Genomic DNA, 3482 nt, shown 5'->3' on the forward strand with positions numbered 1-3482 from the left:
TGCAAAAAAAGCGCGCTGCTACTAACGCGATTAATGTTGATGCAGAGCCAAAAACAATGGATGAAATAGTAATAATAGATAGTGAAATAATCAATACAAATTTAGAGCCTAGCCTATCGTTTAAATAGCCAAACGGTATTTGCATAATCGAATAACCAATGAAAAAAGCAGAGAATATGTAGCTTTTCTCATCAATACTCAAATGTAATTGTTCAGCAAGCGGTACTGCAATAATTCCAATAACTAATTTGTCGATGTAGATCGCAATGTACCCTAGAAATAATATCGGCAAAATAACCTTCCCTTTTTGTTCTGTTTTCATGACTTCTCCTCCGTTTTTAGTAATCAATATTTTGAGGAACATTTAATATAGCGCTTACAAATATTATAACACCCTAACTCTACAGAACAAGTAATTATCTAAAAATTTGAAATTATGTCATATATAATGCGATGTTTTTGACATTGTGATTTTTTTAATTTTCCATCGATGACAAAAAATGGCGTGTTTTACAGCAAAAATAAGCTTATAACTTTCACGTCAACCATCTATAATGGCACCGAGGGACCAAATATTTTTATTTTGGAGGAGAGGCATATGAGACAACAATTAATGGAGAAATTAGAAGCAAAGCAGGACAGGATTATTGAGATTAGAAGGTACTTACATGCACATCCTGAGTTATCATTTCAAGAGGAAAACACAGCGCGATATATTGCTGATTTCTATGAAGGAAAGGATTGCAACGTAAAAACAAATATTGGTGGCCATGGCGTCGTTGTAACGATTGATAGTGGCAAACCAGGACGGACACTTGCTATTAGAGCAGATTTTGACGCGTTGCCAATTACGGAGGAAACAGGCCTCCCTTTTGCCTCGAAAAATCCTGGTGTAATGCATGCCTGTGGACATGATGGGCATACTGCGTATATGCTAATTCTTGCGGAGACATTGATTGAAATGAAAGATCAACTTACTGGCAAAATTATTGTCTTGCATCAGCCCGCCGAAGAAACACCACCTGGTGGTGCAATCGCAATGATTCGTGATGGCTGCTTGGACGGCGTGGATCATGTACTCGGTATTCATGTCATGTCAACGATGCCAACTGGTGAGATCCTGTATCGTGAAGGTGCTACTCAAACTGGACGTGCCGCTTTTAAAGTGAAAATTACTGGACGTGGCGGTCATGGTTCTTCACCACACATGGCGAATGATGCAATTGTTGCTGCAAGCGAATTCGTGCTTGCTATTCAAACCATTATAAGCCGTCGTCTAAATCCGTTCGATGTTGGCTCGATTACAATTGGTTCTTTTGATGGGAAAGGTAGTTTTAATGTGATTAAAGATGCAGTGGAACTAGAGGGCGACGTGCGAGCGATGACAGAAGAGACGCGTGTGTTAATTGAGAAGGAATTTCGTCAAATTTTGGATGGACTAGCGAAGATGTTCGGTATTACGTATGATTTGGCTTACAAAAACGATTATCCAGTACTAGTAAATGATGTAAACTTGACAGCTTTTGTTGCTACTTCATTAAAAGACTCGAACATTCATGAAGTTACAGCAATTTCACGCTGTGAGCAGCAATCTCCTTCTGAAGATTTTGCGTATTATGCGAAAGAGCGTCCTAGTACTTTCTTTTATGTTGGAGCAATGCCTGCAAATGGCATTTGCTATCCGCATCACCATCCAAAATTTGATATTAACGAAGCATCCTTACTAATTGCCGCAAAAGCAATGGGAACACTGGTGGCTGATTATGGGAACTATAAGGAGGAATAAACCATGTTACGTGAAAAATTAATGGCTATGATTGATGAACGAAAAGACGAAATGATTGCGATTCGTCGCCATCTTCATGCGCATCCAGAGCTTTCTTTTCATGAAGAAGAAACAGCGAACTATATCGTTAAGTTTTATGAAGGGAAAAATGTAACGCTGGAACGCAATGTTGGAAATGGTTACGGGATTATCGTGACGATTTCAGGAGCCAAACCGGGGAAAACATTAGCTTTGCGTGCAGATTTTGACGCCTTACCAATTACAGAAGAAACGGGACTCCCCTTTACTTCTGAAAATACTGGTGTGATGCATGCTTGCGGACATGACGCGCACACAGCCTATTTACTCATTCTTGCGGATTGTTTGATTCAATTGCAAGAGGAACTCGCTGGCACAATCAAAATTGTTCACCAACACGCTGAAGAAACACCACCTGGTGGCGCAAAGGGAATGGTCGAATCAGGACGATTAGACGATGTAGATGCGATTTATGGAATTCATGTGTTTCCTTTTTTTGATGCTGGGCATATCGCGTATCGTAGCGGCTTTTCGATGGCTGGACGGACGTATTTCAAACTCGGTATACAAGGAACCGGGGGGCATGGCTCTTCACCACACATGGCAAATGACGCGATTGTTGCCGGTGCTTATTTTGTTAATGCGATTCAAACAATAGTCAGCCGCCGTTTAAATCCTTTTGATACAGGAGTTGTAACGATTGGTTCTTTTGATGGAAAAGGCAGTTTTAATGTGATCAAGGATTATGTGGAGCTAGAAGGCGATGTCCGCTACATGACGAAGGAAACGCAAGCGCTCATTGATACTGAGTTGCACCGCATTGTTGCTGGACTAGAAGTGATGTTTGGTATTAAAGCCACATTCACTTACACCGCTGACTATCCACCACTTTATAACGATTTGCAGGCTACAGAAAATGCTGTCCACTACTTACAAAAAGGTATCGGTGACTATTTGCAAAGCGTTACCGAAGCCGACATGCTTTCAGGTTCCGAAGATTTTGCCTACTATCTTGAAAAAATACCTGGTGCCTTCCTCTATGTTGGCGCAAGACCAAAAGGTGTGGAAAACGCGTACTTCAACCACCATCCAAAATTTGATATCGATGAAGACGCACTTCCTGTTGCAGCAAAAGCTGTAGCTGATATTGTCTTGGGATTTTACGATTTAGAATAGAAAAAAAGGAACGCCATTCATGATAAGATTCATGCATAGGCGTTCCTTCTTCTTAGTTCCGTCCTGCAAATAAACGTAGCAGAAACAAGAATAGGTTTAGAAAATCTAAATATAAGCTCATCGCTAACAACGGTACGTCTTGCATTGTCACATTGCGCTTCATAATTTGGTTAAAGTCAAACAAGATGTAAAGGGAAAACAATAATGTTCCTGCCCCTGCGAAAATAGTCGACATAAGTGAGCTTAGCGGGAAGAAAATCGAAATCAACGAAATAACTACAACAATAAGTAATGCTGCAAATAAGCCTTTCGCCATAAACGATAAATCGGTCTTCATTTTAGCCCCTATAAAGCCCAGTACGGTAAATGTAACAGTCGCCGTGGCAAAAGCCATTAAAACAGCATTTCCCGCTCCAGCATTTAAGTAATATTGTAATGTTGGTGCTAATACAAGCCCCGTCACAAATGCAAAAGCAAGCAATAAACCGTAACCGATTTTGGA

4 protein-coding genes are annotated in these 3482 nt (G+C 40.4%); 2 read left to right on the forward strand and 2 right to left on the reverse strand.

Features of this window, described 5'->3' with window-relative positions; translation table 11 throughout:
- Positions 1-322: MFS transporter (locus PRIP_RS15720; RefSeq protein ID WP_036102560.1), on the reverse strand; the 322-nt coding region annotated here is incomplete at its 3' end.
- A gap of 276 nt (positions 323-598) precedes the next feature.
- Between PRIP_RS15720 and PRIP_RS15725 the strand changes: the two genes are divergently transcribed.
- The gene (locus PRIP_RS15725; RefSeq protein ID WP_036102563.1) at positions 599-1786 is read left to right on the forward strand and encodes a M20 family metallopeptidase; all 1188 of its coding nucleotides are present in this window, start codon (positions 599-601) and stop codon (positions 1784-1786) included.
- A gap of 3 nt (positions 1787-1789) precedes the next feature.
- The gene (locus PRIP_RS15730) at positions 1790-2980 is read left to right on the forward strand and encodes an amidohydrolase (protein WP_036102566.1); all 1191 of its coding nucleotides are present in this window, start codon (positions 1790-1792) and stop codon (positions 2978-2980) included.
- Between the two features lie 52 nt (positions 2981-3032).
- Here PRIP_RS15730 and PRIP_RS15735 read toward each other — a convergent pair.
- Positions 3033-3482, reverse strand: a 450-nt coding sequence (locus tag PRIP_RS15735) for a Bax inhibitor-1/YccA family protein (protein WP_036102570.1), incomplete at its 5' end; no start/stop codon positions are given.

It is taken from the genome of Paenilisteria riparia FSL S10-1204 (assembly GCF_000525995.1).
GTDB classification, from domain to species: Bacteria; Bacillota; Bacilli; order Lactobacillales; family Listeriaceae; genus Listeria_A; species Listeria_A riparia.